This is a genomic window from Bradyrhizobium centrolobii (genome assembly GCF_001641635.1).
Classification (GTDB): Bacteria; Pseudomonadota; Alphaproteobacteria; order Rhizobiales; family Xanthobacteraceae; genus Bradyrhizobium; species Bradyrhizobium centrolobii.
Genome location: NZ_LUUB01000038.1, coordinates 115,458 through 135,865, shown reverse-complemented (window position 1 = coordinate 135,865; position 20,408 = coordinate 115,458). Strand labels below are relative to the sequence as shown.

At 61.7% G+C, this 20,408-nt stretch carries 20 protein-coding genes and 3 pseudogenes; 13 read left to right on the top strand and 10 right to left on the bottom strand.

Annotated features, from left to right (window positions below; all coding sequences use genetic code 11):
* Nucleotides 1-174: 174 nt before the first annotated feature.
* The 5 genes and pseudogenes from AYJ54_RS09430 (at nucleotide 175) to AYJ54_RS51695 (ending at nucleotide 2,758) form a co-directional block, all read left to right on the top strand.
* The gene (locus tag AYJ54_RS09430; protein WP_063698600.1) at nucleotides 175-360 is read left to right on the top strand and encodes a hypothetical protein; all 186 of its coding nucleotides are present in this window, start codon (nucleotides 175-177) and stop codon (nucleotides 358-360) included.
* Nucleotides 361-425: 65 nt separating this feature from the next.
* The gene (locus tag AYJ54_RS52135) at nucleotides 426-1,109 is read left to right on the top strand and encodes a BA14K family protein (protein ID WP_245328951.1); all 684 of its coding nucleotides are present in this window, start codon (nucleotides 426-428) and stop codon (nucleotides 1,107-1,109) included.
* An 80-nt stretch (nucleotides 1,110-1,189) separates the two neighbouring features.
* Nucleotides 1,190-1,398, top strand: a pseudogene (locus AYJ54_RS52130) (SOS response-associated peptidase); the annotation flags it as partial.
* Nucleotides 1,395-1,856 carry a GNAT family N-acetyltransferase gene (locus AYJ54_RS09420; protein WP_063698596.1) on the top strand — a complete coding sequence of 154 codons (462 nt, stop codon included), beginning with the start codon at nucleotides 1,395-1,397 and terminating at the stop codon, nucleotides 1,854-1,856. The pseudogene AYJ54_RS52130 and the gene AYJ54_RS09420, both read left to right, overlap by 4 nt.
* Nucleotides 1,857-2,491: 635 nt before the next feature.
* Nucleotides 2,492-2,758, top strand: a complete 267-nt coding sequence (locus AYJ54_RS51695; RefSeq protein WP_245328950.1) for a DUF6894 family protein — start codon at nucleotides 2,492-2,494, stop codon at nucleotides 2,756-2,758.
* Between the two features lie 104 nt (nucleotides 2,759-2,862).
* Here AYJ54_RS51695 and AYJ54_RS09405 read toward each other — a convergent pair whose 3' ends face one another.
* Entirely contained in the window at nucleotides 2,863-3,252 is a 390-nt protein-coding gene (locus AYJ54_RS09405; RefSeq protein WP_063698590.1) for a hypothetical protein, read from the bottom strand.
* A 469-nt stretch (nucleotides 3,253-3,721) separates the two neighbouring features.
* Between AYJ54_RS09405 and AYJ54_RS09400 the strand changes: the two genes are divergently transcribed.
* The gene (locus tag AYJ54_RS09400) at nucleotides 3,722-3,931 is read left to right on the top strand and encodes a PRC-barrel domain-containing protein (protein WP_063698719.1); all 210 of its coding nucleotides are present in this window, start codon (nucleotides 3,722-3,724) and stop codon (nucleotides 3,929-3,931) included.
* A 458-nt stretch (nucleotides 3,932-4,389) separates the two neighbouring features.
* Here the strand turns inward: AYJ54_RS09400 and AYJ54_RS09395 are convergent.
* The 6 genes and pseudogenes from AYJ54_RS09395 to AYJ54_RS09365 all read right to left on the bottom strand — a co-directional run.
* Nucleotides 4,390-4,778 (bottom strand): annotated as a pseudogene (locus AYJ54_RS09395) (non-homologous end joining protein Ku); the annotation flags it as partial.
* A gap of 66 nt (nucleotides 4,779-4,844) precedes the next feature.
* Entirely contained in the window at nucleotides 4,845-5,291 is a 447-nt protein-coding gene (locus AYJ54_RS09390) for a DUF2721 domain-containing protein (RefSeq protein ID WP_245328949.1), read from the bottom strand.
* 165 nt (nucleotides 5,292-5,456) lie between these two features.
* Nucleotides 5,457-5,867 (bottom strand): hypothetical protein, encoded by a 411-nt coding sequence (locus AYJ54_RS09385; RefSeq protein WP_063698588.1) that lies wholly within the window; start codon nucleotides 5,865-5,867, stop codon nucleotides 5,457-5,459.
* A gap of 53 nt (nucleotides 5,868-5,920) precedes the next feature.
* A complete protein-coding gene (locus AYJ54_RS09380; RefSeq protein WP_201724155.1) occupies nucleotides 5,921-6,697 on the bottom strand; it encodes a hypothetical protein in 777 nt (258 codons plus the stop codon).
* A gap of 5 nt (nucleotides 6,698-6,702) precedes the next feature.
* Nucleotides 6,703-8,190, bottom strand: coding sequence for a hypothetical protein (locus tag AYJ54_RS09375; RefSeq protein WP_063698585.1), 1,488 nt, complete (start codon nucleotides 8,188-8,190; stop codon nucleotides 6,703-6,705).
* A 551-nt stretch (nucleotides 8,191-8,741) separates the two neighbouring features.
* On the bottom strand, nucleotides 8,742-9,935 hold the full coding sequence (locus tag AYJ54_RS09365; RefSeq protein ID WP_245328948.1) for a transporter substrate-binding domain-containing protein: 1,194 nt from the start codon (nucleotides 9,933-9,935) through the stop codon (nucleotides 8,742-8,744).
* A 181-nt stretch (nucleotides 9,936-10,116) separates the two neighbouring features.
* Between AYJ54_RS09365 and AYJ54_RS09360 the strand changes: the two genes are divergently transcribed.
* The 5 genes and pseudogenes from AYJ54_RS09360 to AYJ54_RS09340 all read left to right on the top strand — a co-directional run bounded on the left by AYJ54_RS09360 (nucleotide 10,117) and on the right by AYJ54_RS09340 (nucleotide 13,962).
* Entirely contained in the window at nucleotides 10,117-10,566 is a 450-nt protein-coding gene (locus AYJ54_RS09360; RefSeq protein WP_063698579.1) for a MarR family winged helix-turn-helix transcriptional regulator, read from the top strand.
* Nucleotides 10,567-10,618: 52 nt separating this feature from the next.
* Nucleotides 10,619-11,194 (top strand): isochorismatase family protein, encoded by a 576-nt coding sequence (locus tag AYJ54_RS09355; RefSeq protein ID WP_063698578.1) that lies wholly within the window; start codon nucleotides 10,619-10,621, stop codon nucleotides 11,192-11,194.
* Nucleotides 11,181-11,510, top strand: coding sequence for a hypothetical protein (locus tag AYJ54_RS09350; protein ID WP_063698576.1), 330 nt, complete (start codon nucleotides 11,181-11,183; stop codon nucleotides 11,508-11,510). The genes AYJ54_RS09355 and AYJ54_RS09350 overlap by 14 nt, the downstream gene beginning before the upstream one ends.
* Nucleotides 11,507-12,770: pseudogene (locus AYJ54_RS09345) on the top strand (MFS transporter). Before AYJ54_RS09350 ends, AYJ54_RS09345 begins: the two are co-directional and overlap by 4 nt.
* 601 nt (nucleotides 12,771-13,371) lie before the next feature.
* A complete protein-coding gene (locus AYJ54_RS09340; RefSeq protein WP_063698574.1) occupies nucleotides 13,372-13,962 on the top strand; it encodes a phasin family protein in 591 nt (196 codons plus the stop codon).
* A gap of 168 nt (nucleotides 13,963-14,130) precedes the next feature.
* Here AYJ54_RS09340 and AYJ54_RS09335 read toward each other — a convergent pair whose 3' ends face one another.
* The gene (locus tag AYJ54_RS09335; protein WP_063698573.1) at nucleotides 14,131-16,572 is read right to left on the bottom strand and encodes a TonB-dependent receptor; all 2,442 of its coding nucleotides are present in this window, start codon (nucleotides 16,570-16,572) and stop codon (nucleotides 14,131-14,133) included.
* Nucleotides 16,573-16,733: 161 nt separating this feature from the next.
* A complete protein-coding gene (locus tag AYJ54_RS09330) occupies nucleotides 16,734-18,098 on the bottom strand; it encodes a histidine kinase (RefSeq protein ID WP_063698571.1) in 1,365 nt (454 codons plus the stop codon).
* 201 nt (nucleotides 18,099-18,299) lie between these two features.
* On the opposite strand from AYJ54_RS09330, the gene AYJ54_RS09325 reads away from it, so the two are divergent.
* Both AYJ54_RS09325 and fghA read left to right on the top strand, forming a co-directional pair.
* Nucleotides 18,300-18,920 carry a response regulator gene (locus tag AYJ54_RS09325; RefSeq protein WP_063698569.1) on the top strand — a complete coding sequence of 207 codons (621 nt, stop codon included), beginning with the start codon at nucleotides 18,300-18,302 and terminating at the stop codon, nucleotides 18,918-18,920.
* Nucleotides 18,921-18,994: 74 nt separating this feature from the next.
* Entirely contained in the window at nucleotides 18,995-19,840 is an 846-nt protein-coding gene (fghA, locus tag AYJ54_RS09320) for an S-formylglutathione hydrolase (protein WP_063698567.1), read from the top strand.
* Between the two features lie 191 nt (nucleotides 19,841-20,031).
* On the opposite strand, the gene AYJ54_RS09315 is transcribed toward fghA, so the two are convergent.
* Nucleotides 20,032-20,408 (bottom strand): DUF3280 domain-containing protein (locus AYJ54_RS09315; protein ID WP_245328947.1); only part of this gene is annotated, 377 nt, incomplete at its 5' end.

Here is a 20,408-nt window from a genome sequence, read left to right as displayed (position 1 = left end):
GACAGGCTGTGGTCTCGCGCCGCTCTGAGCCGCGAGGGATTGATAATTTGCGAGGTACCTACGTTGTCGCTTTGATGACGGCATGCCAAAGCGTGCAATTGTCCCTCGATACAATTACCCTTGTCAGGGTGCGGTCCTTCTTGCGACGATCGGCGGCGCACGTGCCCTTGAGCTATGCTGCCGAAATCGACGCAAAAGCGTCCGGAATGGCAGGCGGCGGCCGAGGCGCGGCTGCTGGTCGTCGAGCGCGGCGGCGCGCCAGTCACCAACATCAGGAACGTCTCGCAGCCCAAGGAACCGCGTGCAGCCGGAACCCTCACCAAAAAAGAACAACTTGAGGCCCGCCACGGGTGGGAATAGGCTTGCGCTATGGTCGAAGTGAAGAAGAAATAGCCCGATCACCCGTCAGAATGGGCGCGGTTTACATGCGCCATACGATTGAGACCGCACCGAACGTCGTCATCCTCGACGCGTCACACGCGCGGCGGGGAATTGCACTTTCCCGGATCGCCCAAACCCTCGTTACGGCGGCGCTCATCACGATCGTCCCGCCGGTCATGGCGCAACAGACACCATTGCTGAAGGACGACGAGGCGGCGCAGCTCAAGCAGGCGGTCGACAGCGCGACGGCCGAACTGCGGCAGTCTCTGCAGCAGGAGCACCATCGGGCGGAGGCGCTCCAAACCGAACTGGTGAAGGCGTGGCGGTACGTCGGGAAGCTGTTGTCGATGCGCGACGGCGAGGCGGACAAGTTCAGCCAGGCGGTCGACAGCGCGACGGCCGGACTGCGGCAGTCTCTGCAGCAGGAGCACGACAGGGCCGAAGCGCTGGCAACTGAACTGGCGAAGGTGCAACTGGCCGTGGAACAGAAACCCGCTGCCGTGGAAGAGAGGCCCGGTGTCTCCTTGCCCGCCTGGGCAAACAGCTACGCCTTCATGAAGCCCGCCCAGACCGCAGTGCAACCGGACGTGGCCACAGAGAACAGCAAATCGGCAATTAGCGTCGAGCGCAAACCGCTTGGGAGCCACGACTGCCAGCGCTTCCGGACCTACAATCCGGCATCCGGAACCTACATGGGCTATGACGGACGACGGCACTCCTGCCCATAAGTTCGGGCGGCGCTTTGGAGACAAGCCTAGCTGACCTGCCGCTATACCCAACAAAATGCACCCGCCCTCACCTCGGCTGCTACGGCTTCCTGACGACGGCGCCGAACGCGATCGTCGAGCCGATCCATCCCAAGGCCATGCCGGTGATCCTGACCACCGATGAAGAACGCGATGTCTGGATGCGGGCTCCGTGGGATGAGGCTAAGGCTTTGCAGCGCTCGCGGATGATGTGCTCAAGATCGTGATGCGCGGGGCGGACAAGGAAGATCGGGCGGCGACGCAGGGATGACCAACATTCAGACCTTCATTGTGGAGCCTGGCACGCCTGAGTTGGCAATCTGCGCGCGCTGGCGCGCAAATGCCTTTTCAGTGCTACAAGCCTCCTTCGAGCAGGAATTGCGATCGCTGGAGCTATTTGCTTCCGATCACACACGCGGTGTAGCGCTGATCGCTAAGGCCGATAGCGAGGCGGTCGGAACGTGTCTTCTGGTCGAGGCGGAGATCGAACCTAACCATGATGTGTCGCCATGGCTTGCAGGCCTGTTCGTGGTCCCCGAGCATCGGCGAAAGGGTGCGGGCGCTGTATTGGTTCGAGCGATCGAGGACCAAGCACGACAGCGAGAGTTTTTGCGGCTATACCTCTACACTACAGAGGCTGTCGGATTCTATGCGAAGCTCGGTTGGTCAGTCCTTGATCGCACCAACTGGAAGGGCTTAGACACAGCTCTAATGGTCCGCGATCTGTAAATGCGCGAGGGGAGCCGCTGCAATGGGCTTCGCCGATTGGCGCGATCGGCTTGATGCGCGCGCTATGTCGAGATGAAAAGCCGGTGCCGACGCGGCGTAAGAAGCCCGCGAAGAAATATCGCATCGCAAGATGAAGGTGTGGGAACCTCGACGAGCGGTATTTCTTGATTGATGAGGAACATTGCTGCCGCGAACGAACTTTCGCGGCGATGGATGGCTTTCTCAGACGAGCTGACGCGGCGATATGCGACAGTCGCAGGATCAGAAGCGAGGTTCGCCAAACCCTCGCCGAGGCTCGGATCGGGGTGGCGCAGGTTCAGCGGAAAGTGCAGTGGGCGCGCGCAGAGAATAAACGCGCTAGTTCGGGCAAGTGGTGCAGCAGAACTCCGCCATAAGCCGGTTGCTAAACCGGTTGAACGACAAAACCCTGATCCTTCGCCAAAAATCCGCACCATGGAGTTGGACTACAGGAATTTGGTGCGCATCTGCGAGCAACAAGCCGCCCTCTGCGCCGATCCGAGAGCGCGCGAGGAGCTGAAAGCGATGGCGTCTCGGGCAGGAACGGCGACAAACGGCAGAGGCGAGAGGAAGCGGTTCGCCGAAGCCACCACAGGGGGAGAAGAAGAGGTGACGTCATGACACATAGACAGCCGTTAGGGGTTGCGTCCCGTCCTTCAACGTTGCTGAGCATGCCCCGATATTTCTTCCACATCGAAGGCGAGAAGCCCCACTGCGACGAGGTGGGGAAGGAGCTTGCCGACGATGGGGTAGCTTGGGCGCAGGCGGTGAGGATGCTTAGGCATACCGAAAACGGAATGCAGCCGGGCGACAACTGGACCCTGCGAGTGTTCAAGGGCGAGAAGCCGATCTATGTTATCGCTGTGGTCTCACGGACGTACTGAAGAACGCGATGCCCCGGAGCGCACCTGGCGCGGGAATATGGGGCCGGCCACATTCACCTCGCCCCGTTCTAGGCGCCTATCAATCATTTGAGTTACGTCGGCGCTTAGCCACCAGACCGTATCAAAAACGGGTCCACGGACACAGCCAGTCGGTCTGCAACTTGCGTGGCGGCCGGCGTGGACTGCTTTTCGGGAGGCAACGAGCCGAGAGAATTGACTGCCAGCCCAGTACAAGCGGCAAGAACAGCTATCGCAACCATAGCGAGATATTCGGTCCTCATGGCGATGTCCATCCCTTCATCGCCCCACGAATTAACCGGACACTTTCGGAATTGGTTCCCGAGCACGAGCGAGTTCCTATGGGCGATGGCCCGGCAGAGATTGCTGCCGAGCCTTTGCATGATCAATGCTTTGGCTCTGCGCTCGATAGGCTCTTCATTCCGCTCGCCATCAGAATTGGGAACGAAAAGCTTCGCCAGGACTTTAGAAGCCATGAGGCCGCCGCTCGCTGGTGAAGAATCCGGCGCATGTCGCGGATAGCCAAAGGTCGCTATCAAAGACCCGCTGTTGTCAAAACAAGCGCTCGCGCAAGATAGCCAAAAGCGGCGGTCTCCGGTTTTAATCAAAATCGCCAGCCGCGCCCCGATCGGTCGCGGGGGAGCGCAGTGGACTGATGTCGGCCTACCGGTGGCGTCGTTCTACCGAAGGCCGCGTTATGCGCAACCGCGTCGAATACGTACAGAGTCGGGCCATCGTCCGAGAAATCGGCGAGAGGTTACGCGCGTCGCTGAAACCAGAGCCGGAACTACCGGCGAACCTTAGAATGCAAATCGACCGGCTCCGCGAATTGGAGGAGCAGTCCCCCTCAAGCGTTCCCGGTGCCGAGCGTTGGGACAAAACTCGGCGTTGAGCCCGTGTGACAGTAAAGACGGCAAAGACGGCTCGGCCGAGCAGGGACGAGCAATGCCATCGGTGAAGGTCCGTGCATCAAAAATCTTGAAAGAGTACGGTGAGGCGCAATCAGATTTGATCGGCAAAGCCGTCGTCCTGACCGACGGAAAGGCTGGCACGGTCGAAAACGTTTGGCTGGATGAATTGCACGGGCTTCGCATTTCGATTAAAGGCCATGATGGCAGGTGGCCGGTGTCAACCATCAAGTTCAGGGAGAGCTAGACCTTCGCATCCGGTGCGCGCACTCTTTTCAGAACATTCCGAGTAGGATGAAAAACCCGATCTCGATCAGGAAAGCGGCGCTCATGATGGCGACTGTAAGAAATACGTCACTCGCCGATATGGGGTTCATCACCGGCCTCGCCTTTTACGAAGCCCCTACGCTAAATTGATCTAGGGCGAAAAATGTTTCAGTTCCAAACGGCAGAACGGCGCAATGCGACCGGCGCTGACTTCATCGCAATTCGAGTTCCTGTATCGCCAAAGCCGAAATTTGTGCGGCGTCTTTGATGCCTGATTGCGGCGGGAACGCCCGAAACGTGGGCTGGGGTTTTGGTGGTTCCACCGGGGCGCATAAATCGGCGCGGATACGCGGGACGGCCCGCAATCAGCATATCTGGCGTCGACCTTTTCCCAATTTGCTGCGAGGACTATCCTTGCGAATTCCAATGACCACCCAACTATCCAGACTGACGCTTCTGCTTGGCCGCCGGCCTGTTCGCCACGGTTTCCTTGGCTTTCTTCTTACCTCCTATGGGCATTAACATCTCCCTCTGACCGGTCGCGCTCTTGCGCGACTTCGCGTCCGACCTCTTCGGCGCCTTCGCAGGCTCAGTCGGTGCCTCCCTTCCGACGCTGCGACGCAATGCCTCCATCAGGTCGACGACGTCTCCTTTTGGTTTTGGCCGTTCCTTCGGACGGATCGTCTTGCCAGCGCGTTTTGATTGATGAGATCGATCAACGCAGTCTCATAGTGATCTTCAAATTTGCCTGGCTCGAACTGGCCGGCTTTCTGGTTCACGATGTGCTTGGCCAGGTCCAGCATGTCCTTGGGGACTTTGACGTCCTGACAGGAACACCGAATGCAATCAACCGCGGCAGCTTCGCGTCCCCGGGCCCGCGAGCTCGCTGTGGTCTAGACGCGAAAGTCATTCTCGTGAAGTGCCATTCGAGCCTCTCGCGCCAGATCGATCAGGGACAGGCAAAGCAGCGCGAGCGCAGCGACGAACAATATCGCAACTCCGTATTCGTGCGCCATGCCGAACATCGAGCTGATGAAGGCAACGATGATGATGAGGGCCGTCAGAATTGCGGAAATGATCGCGCACAACAAAGCCCGGTTGAGTAGAGCAGCGCGGCGTTTTAGACGCGGCAGATCGGCCTTCAGGTAGGACTTGGAGCTATCGTCATCGACGATGTTGTGCAGGAATTGGGATCGGTCGAGGACACGGTTGATCCTGGAGATCAGCACCGAAATGAAGGCGGCAACAGCTCCCAGAAGAAATGCGGGAGCGGCGACCGTTGCGATGATGCGGCTGAGTTGGTCAATCGAAGGTGCCTCCATTGGCAGCAGCGCGGTCACATTTTGCATCGGGTGAGCTTCGGGTGCACGATGAGTGATCAAGATGGCTCGACATTGGTGCCGGACCCGAGCCAGCCGCGAAGATTGCGACGGGTTGACCACAGGTCGAACGATTTTTCGCGACCGGCTCGGGTTTGACTGGCATGGTCAAACGCAGCGGCGAGATCATCGACACCGCTGATACGTCTTGAGGCTGCCGAAATCCGGGCCGACCGAAATCTGGTTCGTGTCGTCAGGACGGATGACCAGGTTGGTTTCCGACCACTTCTGCTGCGTGTCCTCGTTCGGGCAGCGCAAACGGGCGGAATAGAGCGCCCCGTGCGGGCCGGCGGTTTCGCTCACCCACATCACGGTACAGTTTCCCGCGGGCCCGGTGTAAGTCTTGGCTGCCAGCGCGACGGCCGACTTGTCCGCAATTTTACAGGCATCCGCGCTCATCGCCCATGACCCCTGCAGCGTCTCCGGGATCGACCCGTGCCGTTTTACGTCGGCGATCGCAGCCTGCGACGAGATCGCGATCAAGATGACGAGAGGAATTGCTTTACGCATGACGCACCCTCCGCTGGTCGGGGACATGGGCGGGTCCCAGCGCGCAATTGCCCCAAGATGCGCAGGCGCCGAGACCGTGGTCAGTTCGCAGTCCTGGCGCTGGTCGCCTTGCTATTTGGAATTCGCGTCCAATACTGATGGTATTCGTCACCGATGGCATAGATGGTTTGATCCGATTTGAGGTCCAACACCAGATCCTCGCTCAGGTCTTGGGTTCGGAACTTCCAGCCAGGCGGCAGCTTCAGCTTCTCGCCAAGCTTCGCGAGTGTCTCGATCGGAAACTTTTCCTCGTGCGCCTGCAGGACGTAGACGTTGCCATCGGGATCGATGAGTTCGTAGACGGGCTTGCCCTTGGCATAAACCATCCTCTGCGTCTTCTTCGGGGTGAAGACCTTGTAGGGCTTGGAGCCTGTCGCAGCTTCCAAGGCCGTAAGCAGCGGCAGCCGGGCAACCCACCGCGCCTCAATGTCGCCAAAAGATGCCTTGGTCCCAAACGACACCGTTTGCGAGTCCATCATCCAAAAATGCGGTCCATTCTTTTCGACCTTGAGGGCGCGGAATTGCCGCCGGATTTTCCTCACGTCGAGGGCATCCCACTGTTGGGGCGGGCAATCACTGACGCCCGTCGTGTTGTAAACCTCGATGCCTCTCGCCTTCACGACGAGGATTTCGCAAAAGCGCATGTCCCGCGTGTTGTTGACCGTGTCCGGCTTTAGGGTGCCTTCCTGTGCCTGCCCGAACGAGATGCTGCCGATCATGAAGCCGAACGCTGCGATCACGCTCAATTTGAGAAACCGCATGGTCGGCGATGATGCTGGTCTACTGTGATGAATTTTCATCATTGTGTTCAGCCCCATGCTGCTCACTGTGCGACCTTAAGCGGCCCCTTGGCCTCGAACTCTGCCTTCGTGGTGTAATAGCCGCGCGGGTAATACGGTCCCATGACCTCGGCTTCCGTGCCGGGCCTGGTGACCTTCGCCGGGCTGTACTCCCAGTCTTTCTGCGGGACCATGAAGCGCATGAGCAGCATGCCCCAATTCTTGCGATCGCGCGGATCGCTCAAGCCCTCGCCCGGCCCCCAATCGATCCATGCGACGCCGTTCTCATTCGTCGCGTTCTTCGGCCGATCCTCTGGGCGGCTCACGACAATCGTGTAATATCCATCCTTGTCCACGGGAACCTGCATATCGAAGACGCCGTCCCACAGCTCGCCTGACGGGGCAGACGCTACGGTGACCACCGACCAGTAGGTCACCTGTCCTTCGGTCATCGTCTTGGCTCCCGCAAAGGTGTCGGGGAAGGTCGGCAGCATGGCTCGAAAGACGTAAACGGGGCCGTATTGCCGAGAGAGATAGTTGACCATGTACTCGGTCGTCGGATCTCCGCCTCCCTCCATCACGGTTGCAAGCTTGATCTTGGCCCGCTCCTCCGGCTTCATGAATGCGCCAGCGAGCGTGTACTTCATGCCCCAGAACAGCTCGAATTGGGAATCGCGGCGAGCGGGCGCCGTCGCGGGCGTGAGCGCAGGATCGTTGTCCTTCGCATCGATCAGTTGGTACCATTGGTCAACGGTCAGCGGCGGAGGCGCCGAACCCATCGGCCGCCCCCATTGCTTGATCACTTGCTCGGCCGTGAGCCGCGTTCCGTCGGCCAGCCTGCCCTCATACGTGACACTGGGTCCATCAAGGGAGGGCGTATCCGCTGGCCCCCAGCCCGCACCGTCATAGCCTTTGTCTGAAACGTAAATGCGGAAGCCGGCCTGCACCTCCTTCTCGTCCCTGCCGACGTAGATTGTGTTCTTTGGACGGCCGGCCGCGTTCGCAGGGGGCTCTTCCGCAAGTATATGAAGCGTGAAATTGCGATTGGGGACCAGGCGGTCCGCGCCAATCATGTATGGATTGGCCGATCCCATGTCCGGCTCGATGTCGTACCCTGCCAACGACGCGCCGGGGATGGCAACGAAGGTGTTGCGTTCAAACTTGTAGAGGTTGAACTTGAAATAGCGCGCGTAGGGGTATCTGCCCCGGATCGTGAGCCAGCTTCCAGCGGGCATCACGAGCTGACCGAAGAAATAGGTCGGTCGCTGATCGGGCCAAAGGTTGGGGTTCTGATAGGGCTTGGGATCCGGCAAGAAATTCCAGTAGGCCCATCCGCGAGGGCCCTGGAATAAGCCATTCCGGTTGTACCGTTCGTCGGTGCGGATGACCGCCCCTAACGGCACGTCGCCATATCGATTGCTGCCCTTTGCCGCAGCTCTTTTTTCAAGCGAAAAGGAATCCTGAGCAAAACTTGAAATGATCGTCGAAAAAAAAGCTGCGGTGATCAACACCGCCGAAAATCGCACGCCCATATCCATCTCCGTAGCGTCTACGAAGCAGGCGATGCGATGTTTTGCCCAAAGCGCCAATTTCGTATTGATTTAGATCAATAATGCCCGGCAGGATCCTCCAGCGCCACCTGTTCCCCGGATGCGTCAGGTGACGTAGAATGTCATGGCCTTGAAGCGGGACATGCGGAAATCACCGTCCGGGCGCCCCAATAGAGCGGAGCTGATGCGGTTCTTGCCCATCTTCGCCTTCGGGCCAAGTCCGGACGAGCCGATAGCCACAGACGCACCGTAGTCAACCCCTGCCGGCGGACAGAGTGTTCGCGCGGTTTTCCGCATCCACGACCCACAGAGAATTTGAAAAGCACCAGTGACGGCCGCCATTCTGGGGTCATGCCGACGCTGGAGCGCCGTTTCAACATCGCAATGAGGTCGGGCAGAGCCGCGATGTGCTCGTCTCGCGCGTTGCAGGAGTTTCGCAATTCGAGACCTTCAAAGACGTCCCTACGCCCTAAGGGAATGCTTGTCCGCTGAGGGCGATGCAGTTTTCGGCGCCCGGACAGCGCACGGCAGCGTCAGGGAGACCGAGCAGTTCCGAGGGTCTCGAACAGCGTTTGTTGCCACCAATCGCTTTCAACTTGATCGAGCACAGCGAGATCGAGCATTGGCCGCAGGGCACTGTTTCTGGGCAGCACGATCGCATAACTCTCGCTGCTGAAGCTGGTATCGACGACACGGACCGAACCCGAAAAGTCATTCCGAACCATCCACGTCAGGAGTGGCTTGTCATGGACAAAGGCATCTATTTTGCCGCCTCCCAACGCGGAGAGGCCGCTTTGAATGTCTGGAAATGTTCGAAAGGAAAGCCGTTGACGGCCGAGGTAGTCAGTCGTCGCGGAGTTCGCGACCGCGCCGACACGCACGGAGCGCAGGTCGTTGAAGCCGTGAACCGCACCCTCAAGCCCTCTGCGCGTCAGGGTGGACGTGATGCCGGCGGTGAATACCGCAATCGCGATGACGGAAGCGATCATCCACCCCATCGCGACGATCCGCCCCGGGAGGGTTGCCGGAGCATTCTGGGCGGCCCCGGCCTGGGTCATGGCTATCGTCGACCACCAGAAACTGGAGCCTAACCCTTTAGCGCCACCACCGAAGTGCTCCGTCTTCCTCCGCTCCAGCATCCAAATGAGGAAACCGACCGCCATTGCGAAACAGAGCAGCACCCCGACGGCCTGGAAGAAGCCGAAGGAAAGCAGCGCCCGCCCGATCGAGACCCACGGATTTTCATTGATCGGTACGGCTATCCCGATCCCGGTGTTGTAAAAGGGGTGAGTAAACTCGACGCTGCGTGCACGCTCGGCAGTCACGGTCACGGCGGCGACACCTGCGTCGAAGGTGCCGTTCGCGATGCCATCCAGCAGGTCCGGGACGCTCTGGGTCTCGACGAAGCGAAAACGCAGATGCTCCCGATCAGCGATCCTTTTCCAGAGCGCAATGCTGATACCGCTCCAACTCCCATCCGTTTGCTTCATCGCAAACGGCGGTGCCGCCTTGGTCGCCACCACCAATTCCCTGTCAGGTGCCGCTCTCTCCTGGGCGTGGAGCATATGGCCGAACGCAAGCATGGCCAGCGACACGAGGCATAACAAGGCGCGGCGAAGCGACGACATTACCTGCCGATTGGCACAGTCGACGGCCGTCCGGCACGAAACGTCTTCCTTCAGACGTGGGCCATGCGGGACTGACGGAACTTCATCGAACGAATTCACTGCGGACCTCGAGGCATACCTCGATGCCCAACCAAAGCGCGACTATTTGGCATTTCCACGGAGACGTTGAGGAAATGGTCCTGATGTCCACCCTGACGCGCGGCGCCCTGCGCCAAGTTCCGCAGATAAGCTGAGAAGATAATCTTTACAGTTTAACTTCATATATGCTACTTTAACCCGCATGAACAATTCACCAGGCAGTACCGTGGCGCGCACATCCGCGCTCGCCGAAGACCTTCGTTTGCTGATTGGAACGCTGAAGCGCCGGCTTCGCGAGCAGGGTCAACGGGAGGATCTCCCCCCTTCCCAGGTCGCCGTCCTGCTTCGCCTCGAAAAGGATGGGCCTGCGACCGTATCCGGCCTGGCGCGATCGGAAGGGATGCGTCCGCAGTCGATGAGCGCGGCGATCGCGGCACTGGAGGCTGCTGGCCTGGTCCGCGGCGCACCCGATCCCGACGACGGCCGGCAAACCATCATGTCCCTCACCGACACCTGCCGCGAGCGGCTGCGCACTGGCCGGGCCGCGCGGCAGGATTGGCTGTCGCGCACCATCGCAGCGAAGCTGTCTCCGCGCGAGCAGCAGGAACTTGCCGCCGCGGTCAGGTTGTTGAAGCGACTCGTCCAAGGTTGATGCCGGCCTTGCCGCTACCTACCGCGGGAAACACTCGGCTGAAAGGACGATCATGGCCCTTACGATGCTCGATCCGATCACTGCCCTCATCATCGTCGGTCTGCAAAGCGGTCTCGTCGGCTCGACTTTCATCCATCCGATCGATGATATCGTGACTCGCGCCTGCGGCCTCATCACCGCGTTTCGGCGGCATGGGCTGCCCATCGTGCTGGTCAATGTTGACGGCGTTGCGCCAGGACGAACCGAGCGGTCACGCCACGCTGGGCAGCTTCCTGATGGCTGGACCGACCTTCTCCCGGAACTTGGCCGGCAGCCGGGCGACATCGTGGTCACGAAGCGGACGTGGGGTGCGTTCGCAAGTACCGATCTCGAGAACCAGCTCAGGAGCCGCGGCGTCACGCAAGTCGTGATCGCCGGCGTTGCGACCGGCACCGGCGTCGAATCGACGGCGCGCCAAGCCTATGAGGCGGGCTTCAACGTCACGCTCGCCGTCGACGCCATGACGGATGCGCGGCCGAACGCACATGACTACAGCATCGTCAACGTGTTCCCGCGACTCGGCGAAACCGGCTCGACGCAGGCCATCATCGATCTCCTTGAAAGGACCAACACGCATGAACTGGCTTGACCTCGTCGCCTACTTTTTCGGCGGCGCCTTCCTCACCAACGCCATCCCCCATGTCGTCGCCGGCATGATGGGAGAGCCGTTCCAGACTCCATTCGCAAAGCCGCCGGGCGAGGGCCTATCCACATCGACCGTCAACATCCTGTGGGGCTTCTTCAACCTCCTTGTCGGATACTTCCTGGTCTGCCGCGTCGGCGATTTCGGCTTGAGGAGCACAAGCGACGTCGCCGCGCTCGGTCTCGGCGGACTTCTGATCGGCCTCTTTCTGGCGCGGCGGTTCGGACGGTTTCACGGCGGCAATGAACCCCAGCAGACATGAGACGCACGTTTCGATCGTTACGGAGCTTCAACTACCGGGTCTGGACGGCTGGCGCGCTCGTGTCCAACATCGGCACATGGATGCAGCGCGCCGCTCAGGATTGGCTCGTTCTCACAGAGCTCACCCATCACAGCGCGTCAGCGGTCGGCATCGTCATGGCGTTGCAGTTCGGGCCGCAGTTGCTCTTAATGCCGTGGTCCGGCTTTGCCGCCGATCATTTCAACCAACGCAAGCTTCTGATGGCGACACAAGCGACGATGGGTGCGCTCGCGCTCATCCTCGGGCTTCTCACGGTCACCGGCCTGGTGCAGCTCTGGCATGTCTACGTGTTCGCCTTCCTGTTCGGCTGCAGCGCGGCGCTCGACGCCCCGGTACGCCAGACCTTCGTGGCCGAGCTGGTTGGCGATGCTGATCTGTCGAACGCGATCGCATTGAACTCCACCTCGTTCAACACCGCACGCATGATCGGACCCGCGGTCGCCGGCCTCGTCATCGCCTCCGTCGGCACCGGCTGGGCGTTCCTGTTCAATGGCGCGTCGTTCATGGCCGTGCTGACGTCGCTGTCCCTGCTGCGCACGTCGGAGCTTCGCCCCAATGCGCGCGCCCACCGCACCAAGGGCAGCGTCCTGCAGGGGGTTTCACTACGTCTGGTCTCGCTCCGATCTCAGGGCCACGCTGATCATGCTGTTCCTGATCGGGACCTTCGGGCTCAACTTCCCGATCTTCATCTCGACCATGGCCGTCGGTGTCTTCCATACCGACGCGCGTGGCTTTGGCCTGCTGTCCTCGATGATGGCGGTCGGCACGATGTCGGGTGCGCTATTGGCGGCAAGCCGCGAGCGGCCGCGCTTCAATTCGCTGCTTGCGGGCGCTGCGATCTTCGGCCTCGGCTGCACGCTGGCCGCGCTGGCGCCGGGTTGCTGGCTGTTCGCGGCCGCGCTGGTCGTGATCGGCGTCGCTGCGCTGACCGTCATGAATACGTCGAACGCGCTGATGCAGCTCTCGACGGCGCCTGCGATGCGCGGGCGCGTGATGGCGCTCCGGCTCGGCGTTGCGCTCGGCGGCACGCCGATCGGCGCACCGATCGTCGGATGGGTCGCAGATCATCTCGGCCCGCGGTGGGCCCTCGGCGTCGGCGCGACCGCCGGCTTCGCGGCCGCAATCGTCGCGATCGGCGCGCTCTCTCGATCAGGCGGTGAAGCCGAACACGGCGGGCATCACTCGCAAAAGAGCGAGTTCAATCTGCCGCAGCAGCGGTGACGGCGACGCAGTCAGCTCAGCAAGGCGCGCTAGAACGTCACCCGCATGCCCGCATAAAACGCGCGCGGCCGGGCCGGGCTCAGCGAACGCGGGTCCGTGAAGGGATTGCCGCCATTGGTGAAGTTGGGGACGGCCGTCGTATCGAAGAAGGTGCCGTAGGTCGCGTAGCGATTGTCGGGGGAATGCAGAATTGCACAGTTGCCAGCGGTAAGTTGCGAGCCCCCATCTCAAGACAGGACGCCGAGCGAGACCGCACTCGACGTGCTTTGGAGCCATGGGATGCCATATGCTCTCGCTCCCAGTGAGAGCTTCGCTTCGTAGCGGATGATTTGAGACGCGAGTCCAGAGGGCAAGCATCGCAAGCGGGCGCGACAGCAAGAACGGACAGCACTGTAGTCGCTTCCGACCAAGCTTGCTGGGTGGGATCCACGGCTGGAGTCAGATTGGCAAGGAAACTGCCCGATCCTGACGCGTGCGTTGTTCCAGACATGAACGCCGGAACGGTTTTAGCACCACCGCGTTTGGTGCGCAGGATTCCACCTCTGGCCACAGGTCAGCCGCACGGGAGTCCCAACTATAAGCACAAAGAAGGACAATAAAGATGGCAAATCCGCGCCAAGAGGAAAGGCCTACCCAAGCTGCCGAGGACGCAGCCCGACGCATAAGTGAAAAGACGGAGGAGCAGACCAAGCGCATCAGAGACACTGCCATTCAAGCCAGCCAAGAGATGGCCCGCGCGAGCGCCGATCTCCTCCAGCAAAATGCCGAGACAGCGCAGAGAACCCTGCAGTTTGGTCTGGATATGACGACATCACTGATGAATCGCTCGACCGATGAGTTCAGTCGCGCACTCGGCCTGTCGGGAGACGAAGCGCAACGCGCGACCGAAAGGTCGGCCCGCAGCGCCGCTACAGTTCTTCAATCCACCACGGCGATGGCCAAGGGGATGAGTGGATTGTCTCAAGAGTATTTCGCGTTCGTGCGGCACCAAATCGAGAGCAGCATGGACCGCATGAACGAATTGTGGCGGTGCCGGACTCCTCAGGATGTGGTCGCCGTTCAGAGCGATTTCGTGCGAGAAGCCGTGGAAAGTGCGGTCGAGAGCAGCCGGCGAATGGCCGACATGTCGCTCAGAACCGCCGACGATACGGCGAAGCGCATGGCTCAAGCTGTTGAACAGCGTGCCGCCTGAACTGGCGGCCTGATTTGGTCAGGGACGGCCGTTTCGACCAGCCGGGTCTGGCATCGACACTTCTCCCAATCGGCTGCTTCAGCCCGGCGCAATGACCAGTCTCGACCAGCAGGAGAAGTCGGGGCTGGATCATTGAAAGGTTGGTTATGTGGCCGCAACGAGTATGCCTTAGAACGTCATCCGCATACCCGCATAGAACGCGCGCGGCCGGGCCGGGCTCAGTGAACGCGGGTCGGTGAATTCCGCGCCGCCGTTGGCGAAATTGGGCAGGGCTGTCCTGTCGAAGAAGGTGCCGAGCGTCGAGTAGCGGTTGTCGAAGAGGTTGTTGACGCGACCGTAGATCTGGAGGTTCTTGGTGATCTGGTAGGAGGTGTGGAGATTGAACACGGCGTAGGACGGCAGCTTCGGAAACTGGTTGGACTCGTCGCCGACGAAATACTGGCTCGAGACAAAGAGCGCGTCACCCCCGACCTTCCAAACGTCGGTAACAGCATATTCGACACTGGCCTTGACGAGGTGGCGCGGCAGGCGCGGGATCTGGTTGCCCGGCAAAACCTGGATATTGCGATCGGCGTCCGCGAACGGGCTGTCCGAGCCAAGCTGCAGCGCATCGAGGAAGCGCGCATCCAGGAACGCATAGCTCGCCTGGAACTGAAGCGCATTCGACTTCAGGCTCACCTCGGCTTCGATACCCTGCCTGCGCGTCCGGCCGACGTTCTGGAAGAAGCCGAAGCCCGTCAACCCCGGAATTGGGGTCGCGAGGATGTCGTCGTAGTTGGTGGCGCGGTAGGCGCCGATCTTCCAGCCGAGCGAGCCGATGTTCAATTCCTTGGTGCCGCGCAAGCCCGCTTCGAAGGTCTTGGATACGACTTGCTGCAGCGGCGGATCGGCGATCAGGAACTGCCCGATGACGCATGGCCTCGTCGGATCGGCGCAGCCGAGTTCGAGCGGGGTCGGAACGCGGTTGACTTCGGAATAGCCCGCATAGGCTGTCACTTCGGACGTGATCTTGTAGGTGCCGCCGACGACCGGATTGAAGCGATCATAGGTATGATCGCCATTGAGCGCGGTGCCGAGCTGGTCCATCAGGGTGACACGGGCCGCATTGAACCGCCCGCCTGCCGTCACCGCAAAGCGATCGGTCACGTTGAACGTGTCGAGCGCATAGAGCCCCTGATATTGGTTGGCGGTGCGAAGCGACACCGGGCCGACCGATGTCGGTTCGCCGGACGGGCCCAGGAATACGCCGCTGCCCGTGACGACATAGTTCGTGCCTATGGTTCCCAATTCGGCGGTACCGTTGAAGCGAGTGCTGCTGACATCATAGCTTGCGCCGATCACGAAGCGGTTCTCACGACCGAACAGCTGATCGCCGTTGGTCGCCTGCCCGGATACGCCAAACGTGGTCGATCTCGTGCTGGTGCGATCGATCTCGCCGAGTATGGCACCCGGCGCGAAGGGATTGACGAGCTGCGCGCCGTTCAGGCCAAAAGCGGGGATCGTATCATTGCCAAAGCACAAGAGCGTTGGATCGGCACAAGGCTGGGCGTCGGTCGGGTTTCCGTCCGCGGTATTCTGTCTGAAGCCCCGCACGTGCGCCGTGCCCTCAAAGGTCCAGGTCGGCGTCGCCTCCACCTTGCCGGTCAGGTTGAGATAGCCGACCTTGTTGGAAGTGGTTTGCGGCTGTGTATAGGTCGCGCCCCAATATTGCTGGAGCAATTCGGCCGGAACAGTGCTGGGCCCCGCCAGGGAATTGTTGGCGAGGCCCATGTTGAGGTGGAATTCGTTGCCTTCAAAGCGATACCCGACATCGCCATAGAAGCGCCGGACGTCCGATGACGAGAAATTACGGAAGCCATTGTCGTGAATGCCTTCGAGCGCTCCGTAGACCGCCCAGTTTTTGTCGACCTGCTTGCCCCATTGTGCAGAGCCCTGGATGCGGCCGAATGAGCCGCCCATCACGTCGATCTCGGCACCTTGATAGTTGAAGCCGTTCTTCATCTGCAGATCGATGGCGCCGCCGAGCGCATTGAGGCCGAACGCGGGATTGTTGGTCACGACCAGCGCCGATCGGATCGCAGCCGTCGGGATCAGATCCCAATTCACAGTGTCGGAAAAGGCTTCGTTGATGCGCACGCCGTTTTGGTAGACGGCAAGGCCCTGCGGAGTGCCGGCCAGAGGTGAAGCGACGAAGCCGCGAAACTGCACATCGGGCTGGAATGGATTGCCGGTCACCTCATTGATGCTGAGGCCAGGCACGTACTGCTGCAGGGCAACGGCGATATCCGGCGAGCGGGTGCGCCTGATCTGGTTTGCATCGACCGCGTTGATGCTGGCTGGAATCTTGTCGACTTCGATGCTGCTGCCGGCTCCGGGCGCCGTCGGGTAGACATAGAGCCTGGTCTTGGGCTTCGCCGAGCCCGCAACGCGTGCCGGAGCCCGCCGCACCACGCGACGCCTGGGGGCCGGCTCCGGCGCCACCACCTCGATCGCGGGCAGGTTCTGGACGTTGGTCTCCTCGTCCTGCGCGGCCCCCGCGTCGGTCCCGAAGAAGATCCCAGACATCAGCCCCGTCGATACCGAGGCGATCAACAAACTGCGCTTGCCCATCCAGCCGTCCCATCCGCGCCCTACGGCTGTTTTGTTTTCGCCGTTTGGCTGAGACGAGTGTAATCGGCAGTCGCGATCGCGCCAGCCACAAAAGGTCGGGCGATATCCGCTCCCATTTTCCCGACGAAACCGGGAATTTTTCCCGACTGTCCTCGGCGCGATCAGGCTGCCGCCGTCGGAACCAGCGCCTCCACGGTCACGCCACCTTCTCCGGACGCAATGTTGAGGGTGCCGCCCAGCGCCAGAATCCGCTCGCGCATCCCGACGAGCCCGAAGCCGAGCTTCTGGCCCGGCTCCATGCCACGGCCATTGTCGCTGACCCGCACCCGGGCGCAGCCACGGCCGTCACGAGCGCCGTTCGGCTGCTCGGCCGGTTCAATCGTGACATTGACCGAAGTCGCGCTGGCATGGCGGAACACGTTGGTGAGCGCCTCCTGCACGATGCGGTAGATGGTGAGGTCGGCAGTCTCGCCGGTCGGCCCGAGCGCCGGCGAGATCGTGGTCTTTATCGCGACGTCGGGATGCGACTCCCGCCACAGCCGCGACAGCGATTCGAGCGCCTGGCGCAGGCCGAGCTCGGCGAGGCCGACGGGCCTCAAGCGTTCCAGCACGCGGCGATTGAACTGCTGGAGCGCGTTGATCTGCTCCAGCATGGCTCTGCCGTGCTTGCGCACGGCCTCCGCACCCGGCGCACGCCCGTCCGCTTGCTTGGCCAGCGCGCTCGCATGTGCGCGCAGCGAGAACAGATACGGCCCGAACTCGTCATGCAGCTCGCGTGCGATCTCCTTGCGCTCCAGGTCCTGAAGCGACACCGCGCGCTCAGCGAGCCGGCGCTTGTCCTCGACCGCCTCCCCCAACGTTGCCGCGAGATGGTTGAGCTTGGCGCAGATCGCGGCGAGCTCGGGCGCGCCGCCGGGCGCAACCCGTGCATCATAGCGCCCGCCCTCGAGCTCGGCCATCGCTTGCGCCAGCGACTGGAGCGGCCCGAGCGCGCGGCCGACCACCGTCATGGTCACGAGAAACAGTGCGAGCGCGATCACCGAGCCAACCTCGAGCTGCGTGACGATGCCATCCCAGATCTCGGCGATCTCGTCATTGGGGTGCGACGTGATCACGAGCGAGCCGGGCTTGCCATGGATCGAGACGGGCACGCTAACGGCGGTCTGGTCTGGATGAACCAGGCTGACGAACCAGGCCGGCGGCCCGTGCGCGTCGTCGTCGGTACCAAGCCGCGGCGGCGTGAGCGGGTTACCCTCGGCGTCCCTGAGCGCGATACTGACATGGCGCAGGCGGTTGAGGTCGTGGGCGATCTGGTTCAGCTTGGCGTCGGGATCGGGCGCCTCGTTGAGATCGGCAACGATCATCTCGATGAACTCGCGCGCGAGCCGGATCACGCTCTGGTCCTCGGCCTGCACCCGCGGTCCCGCCTCCGCGACCTGGCGGCCTATGTTGACGGCGAGCCCCAGCGCAAGCAGGAGCGCCAGCAGAAGGTTGATGCGCCCGCGCAAGGAAAGATTTTGCCACATTGGTTGCGTCCGCTACCTGCGAAGGTGTGCCCGTGCCTGTCCGACGACGTTGACAGACCCGAAGCGCCCGATATCTAATCGAAAGCGTACAGCAATCCAGGCCGGGTTGCATGATCCGGAGGAGCGCGCCGAAAGCAGGCGCGTCTCTTTCCGAACCATGCGGTGCAAAAGCAGGTCGCAGTGCTGTCGCGGGGAACGCCTATGCGCATTCTGATCGTCGACGATCATCCCATCGTCGCCTCCGGCTGCCGTGCCGTGCTGGCCGACGAGGGCGAGATCGACATCCTGGAGGCCGCCGACGCCGAAAGCGGCGAGTGCGTCTTCATTGTCGAGCGCCCCGACATCTGCGTCATCGACATCAACCTGCCGACCGTCTCCGGCTTCGAGCTCGCACGCCGCATCCTCGATCGCGCGCCCGAGGCCCGCATCATCATGTTCAGCATGAACGACGACCCCGCCTTTGCCGCGCGCGCGATCGAGTGCGGGGCCAAGGGCTACGTCTCCAAGACCGGCGATCCCGACGACCTCGTCGAGGCGATCCGGGCCGTCGGCAACGGCGGCACCTATCTGCCGAGCGCCATCGCGCGCAGCATCGCCTTTGCCGGGCCTGCGCTGGCGCAAAATCCACTGGCGAAGCTGAATGCGCGCGAGATGGAGATTTTGCGGCTGCTCAGCGCGGGAAAAAGCCTGTCCGAGATAGCTTGGCTGGTGCAGGCGTCCTACAAGACGGTCGCCAACACCTCTTCGATCATGCGCCAGAAGCTCGGGGTGAAGACCTCGGTCGAATTGGTGCGGCTGGCGATCGACAGCGGCGTCGCCTGACGACGCGCCGCCACAAATTCGGTCACACAAGCGTTGCAATCTTGATGTGGTTAGATGCCACGGAGCATAACGGCATGACGATCCAGACTGTCTCGACCAACAAATCCTATGGTGGCGTGCAGGGCGTGTACCGCCATGCCAGCGCTGTCACCGGCACCGACATGGTGTTCTCGGTCTATGTTCCGCCGCACCCCGAGGGCGTGAAGCTGCCTGTGGTCTGGTATCTCTCCGGCCTCACCTGCACGCACGCCAACGTCACCGAAAAGGGTGAATTCCGCCGCGCCTGCGCCGAGCTCGGCCTGATCTTCGTCGCACCCGACACCAGCCCGCGTGGGCCCGACGTGCCCGGCGATCCCAATAACGCCTATGACTTCGGCGTCGGCGCCGGCTTCTACGTCGACGCCACGCAAGAGCCATTCGCCCGCAACTATCGGATGTGGAGCTACGTCACCGACGAGCTGCCGAAACTTGTGGCGGAGAATTTTCCCGTCGACGCCAAGCGGCAATCGGTGATGGGCCATTCGATGGGCGGCCACGGCGCACTGACTGTCGCGCTGCGCAATCCGCATCGCTATCGCGCGGCAAGCGCCTTCGCACCGATCGTGGCGCCGTCGCAGGTGCCCTGGGGCATCAAGGCGCTGACCGGTTATCTCGGCCCCGACAAGGACGCCTGGCGCAGCCACGACACGGTGGCGCTGATCGAGGACGGCGCGAAGTTTTCCGGCTTCCTCGTCGACTATGGCGACGCCGACAATTTCCTCAAGGAGCAATTGCGGCCCGAGCTGCTGCAGGCCGCCTGCACGCAAGCGAACATCCCGCTGACGCTGCGGCGCCAGGTAGGATATGACCACAGCTACTATTTCATCTCGACCTTCATGAGCGACCATTTGCATTGGCACGCTGGGAAGTTGACGGCGTGATCTTTCTCCCTTCTCCCCTTGTGGGAGAAGGTGGCGCGAAGCGCCGGATGAGGGGGTCTGTATCCGCAGACTCGATGCAAGAGGGTCATGCGCGGAGAGAGACCCCTCACCCGGCTTCGCTGTCGCGAAGCCACCCTCTCCCACAAGGGGAGAGGGTGCACCGCCGCCGCTGCGGAGGCAAAGATCCGTCCCTACTCCGGCCTCCCGTAATTCGGCGCGAGCAGGCGGTTGCGGATCAGGTAGCTCATCGTCCTCGACCAGGATTCGTCGGTGTTGCCGCGCATGTCGGCGCTGGCGGCCGTGATCATGTTTCCAGTCTTCACGTCGCGCAGATAGATGTTCAGGTTGATGATCAGGTTCGAGACCTTCTGCACCACGCCGGTGATCTCGAGATCGGCGCCCAATTGGCCGGCGAGCTTGAGGTCGCAGCCACCACAGGCCTGCAAATTGGCGTGATGAGCGGCGTCGCGGACGGGCGCGATATCCAGCAGCTGGAACTTGCCTGACTGCGCCAGTTCCTTGCGCAGCTGCTCGCTGATGCGATCGAGCCGCTCCAGCTCCGCCTTCG

Bases quoted from the DNA above. Each gene is read 5' to 3' on its own strand.
- AYJ54_RS09430 (WP_063698600.1), top strand. From the start codon at position 175: ATGCTGCCGAAATCGACGCAAAAGCGTCCGGAATGGCAGGCGGCGGCC.
- AYJ54_RS52135 (WP_245328951.1), top strand. From the start codon at position 426: ATGCGCCATACGATTGAGACCGCACCGAACGTCGTCATCCTCGACGCG.
- AYJ54_RS09420 (WP_063698596.1), top strand. From the start codon at position 1,395: ATGACCAACATTCAGACCTTCATTGTGGAGCCTGGCACGCCTGAGTTG.
- AYJ54_RS51695 (WP_245328950.1), top strand. From the start codon at position 2,492: ATGACACATAGACAGCCGTTAGGGGTTGCGTCCCGTCCTTCAACGTTG.
- AYJ54_RS09405 (WP_063698590.1), bottom strand. From the start codon at position 3,252: ATGGCTTCTAAAGTCCTGGCGAAGCTTTTCGTTCCCAATTCTGATGGC.
- AYJ54_RS09400 (WP_063698719.1), top strand. From the start codon at position 3,722: ATGCCATCGGTGAAGGTCCGTGCATCAAAAATCTTGAAAGAGTACGGT.
- AYJ54_RS09385 (WP_063698588.1), bottom strand. From the start codon at position 5,867: ATGTCCCCGACCAGCGGAGGGTGCGTCATGCGTAAAGCAATTCCTCTC.
- AYJ54_RS09380 (WP_201724155.1), bottom strand. From the start codon at position 6,697: ATGGGGCTGAACACAATGATGAAAATTCATCACAGTAGACCAGCATCA.
- AYJ54_RS09375 (WP_063698585.1), bottom strand. From the start codon at position 8,190: ATGGGCGTGCGATTTTCGGCGGTGTTGATCACCGCAGCTTTTTTTTCG.
- AYJ54_RS09360 (WP_063698579.1), top strand. From the start codon at position 10,117: ATGAACAATTCACCAGGCAGTACCGTGGCGCGCACATCCGCGCTCGCC.
- AYJ54_RS09355 (WP_063698578.1), top strand. From the start codon at position 10,619: ATGGCCCTTACGATGCTCGATCCGATCACTGCCCTCATCATCGTCGGT.
- AYJ54_RS09350 (WP_063698576.1), top strand. From the start codon at position 11,181: ATGAACTGGCTTGACCTCGTCGCCTACTTTTTCGGCGGCGCCTTCCTC.
- AYJ54_RS09340 (WP_063698574.1), top strand. From the start codon at position 13,372: ATGGCAAATCCGCGCCAAGAGGAAAGGCCTACCCAAGCTGCCGAGGAC.
- AYJ54_RS09335 (WP_063698573.1), bottom strand. From the start codon at position 16,572: ATGGGCAAGCGCAGTTTGTTGATCGCCTCGGTATCGACGGGGCTGATG.
- AYJ54_RS09330 (WP_063698571.1), bottom strand. From the start codon at position 18,098: ATGTGGCAAAATCTTTCCTTGCGCGGGCGCATCAACCTTCTGCTGGCG.
- AYJ54_RS09325 (WP_063698569.1), top strand. From the start codon at position 18,300: ATGCGCATTCTGATCGTCGACGATCATCCCATCGTCGCCTCCGGCTGC.
- fghA (WP_063698567.1), top strand. From the start codon at position 18,995: ATGACGATCCAGACTGTCTCGACCAACAAATCCTATGGTGGCGTGCAG.